Source organism: Deltaproteobacteria bacterium (assembly GCA_016874735.1).
Lineage (GTDB): Bacteria > Bdellovibrionota_B > Oligoflexia > Oligoflexales > CAIYRB01 > CAIYRB01.
In genome coordinates this window covers 1-2,301 of record VGTI01000159.1, presented here as the reverse complement: position 1 = coordinate 2,301, position 2,301 = coordinate 1, and the positions used below count along the sequence as shown (strand labels likewise).

General features: G+C 50.6%; 2 protein-coding genes. One reads left to right on the top strand and one right to left on the bottom strand.

The window, feature by feature from the left end:
- Positions 1 to 148: 148 nt before the first annotated feature.
- Positions 149 to 1,114 carry an Rpn family recombination-promoting nuclease/putative transposase gene (locus FJ146_19930; GenBank protein MBM4254242.1) on the bottom strand — a complete coding sequence of 322 codons (966 nt, stop codon included), beginning with the start codon at positions 1,112 to 1,114 and terminating at the stop codon, positions 149 to 151.
- Between the two features lie 388 nt (positions 1,115 to 1,502).
- Here FJ146_19930 and FJ146_19925 point away from each other — a divergent pair, with 388 nt between their 5' ends.
- Complete coding sequence (locus tag FJ146_19925; GenBank protein ID MBM4254241.1) at positions 1,503 to 1,898, top strand: hypothetical protein; 396 nt, start codon at positions 1,503 to 1,505, stop codon at positions 1,896 to 1,898.
- The last annotated feature ends 403 nt before the right edge of the window (positions 1,899 to 2,301 follow it).

Genomic DNA, 2,301 nt, shown 5'->3' with positions numbered 1-2,301 from the left:
CGACAAATCCTGGGACATCGGAGCAGTGGACGCCTCGACCTGTGGTCGAGATCTTTGCACTGACGCAGGAGCCTGGAGCATCGGTGAATCGGCGCTCTGCGCAGAAGGTTGATAGGGACAAAAACTCTTGCGTCAGATGGGCATCCGCTCACTTCGTCTCAGCCCGGAACTTGATCACAACGTCCAAAGGCAGCCCAGTTAATTCGGCGACCTTGGCATCAGGCAGCTTGTTTGTCTCGGGCGCGGTAAGTAGCGCCTTCAGAAAAGCTAGGCTGGCATCTTCCTTACCCTCGGCCTTACCCTTACGCCTAGCTTCGTCCATGAGCGAGTCCCAGTGAAGCCGGGACTTCTCGCGGATGCGAGCAATTTCGCGGGCCTCGTCCTCGGCGGAAAGTTCTTCTAAGGCGACTTTGGCGTCTTTGAGCTCTGGGATCGACATACACGCCTCCTCTACTGACTGGCTAGATGGGTCGGCCAGAAAGCCTAGCCATGCTCCTAGACTTACATCATCGGGCGGGAGTTGTCTTGTCTGCCAAAGACGAAAGGCCTTCCCGATCTCGTAAAACTTGATCTGCATCTGACCACTTAGCTCCGCCTTAAAGACCGCTGGACCGTCGTCGTCCTGATGCAGCGAAAATCCCACCGCAAATTCATCTGGCCTGGCGGGAAAGAGATCCTCGGCTAGGAGGAAAATAACGATCACCGGCCTAAGCAGGCTATAAAAATCTCCCGCCCCAAGCTCCGTAGCGTACATCCTTGAGGCGTAGTAAAGGGCGCGCTTGGCCAAGGACTCATGCGGAGCCATCTGCATCTCGATATCGAGCAAGGTGCCGTCATCTAGTTTGACATGGATATCCAGAATCGTACCCTTGTCGTCAATCAGCAGCTTAGGGATGTGAGGATTTTGCACCTCAACCGACGTTATCTTACTCGCCGGTTTTAAGATGGCGTTTAGTAGGCCAATCAAAGCGCCATGACCGCGTTTGCGCGCAAATAACATCTTAAACACAACATCCAGAGTGGGACGGAGTAGCGCTGGCTTCTCTATCATGTGATGACTCCTCTGCAATGCCGCGTACGAGATTAATTTTTTGATCACGGCGGTGCAGAGCATTGACTAAATGCGAACTAAAGTCGAACGACATGGGTCTTATTAAGAGAGATGTCTTGGAGCGACCTGTACAGAGAGAACCTCTACCAACCACTCAGTGATCAAATCAGACATCAAAACTGGAAGCTCCTTTCTCCCTCATTCCGCGCCGTGGTCTAGCGAGACTTATGCATTGGACCACGGAGACGCGGAATGAGGGAGAAAGGGAGGGTCTAGGCGGCACAACAGCGGACGGGGAACGAGTAGGGCTCCATAAGGAATTGGAATTTAGGCAGAATATCGCCGCGTTTTGGACAAATTAACAACTACCTCTGACCTAAGTTAAGACGTAACCAGAAACCGCCGATACTCTGAGGGGACACGCAAGTCACGATGAATATAGGATCCAACCATGGGTGCTAAGGCCAACCACAGCAAAGTCGAGTTGATGGTGAATTATAGAGAGTTCTTTCAACGCGTGGGCGCGATAAAAAACTACTACGAACTAGAGCAGCTTGGACTCAAAGGGCATGACCTTAGTGGGTTATTCATCGGTAGCTTGTTACCACAGTTGCTTAGATTCCTCTCAGATCATCCAAATTATCACTTGATTTCGAGCACCGGGATTGGTCGTTTTGCTAATCGATTTTGCGAAAATGCTGATGCGTATCTGATTGCGAAAGGCGACAGAGATCCTTTATTAGAACTTAACTTCCTACTTGATCCGCAGTGGCCACTCATTTACGAGGAGGGGATGGCTGCGGCTATTGCCGAAATTAATCAGGTCAAAAATGGTCGCGATTCCTAGAGCGAGCTTTTGCCGTTCAAAGGCGCTCCTACCAAGCCTAAGAAAATGAAAGTCTGAAATTGATTCGTACATTCCAACACGTGGTGAAGTTAACCCTATAGAGGCCAGCTCACGCGCAATAAGATACTGAAACACAGCATATGCATCGAAATGATCACCTTGATTGAAGTCGAGAGATGCTCGCAAGAGCGTCTCATCCTCAATTGCGAGCGGTTGAACAAATGATCGCCGCAATCCGCCTCATTTATGGGGCGGTCTAGGCGATCTCAAGGGATTCGCGTTAGCGAATCCCGTCGCTGCTACTCTCTTACTTACCGCCTGATTGTCCTGTCCACGTCTTGTCTTCATTTCGCTTTCGGTTAGCAAACCGTTGAGACTGATCAATGTGTTTTTTCTCAGAGGG

Excerpts from the sequence above, each read along its gene's own strand:
- FJ146_19930 (MBM4254242.1), bottom strand. The coding sequence starts at position 1,114 with ATGCTCTGCACCGCCGTGATCAAAAAATTAATCTCGTACGCGGCATTG.
- FJ146_19925 (MBM4254241.1), top strand. The coding sequence starts at position 1,503 with ATGGGTGCTAAGGCCAACCACAGCAAAGTCGAGTTGATGGTGAATTAT.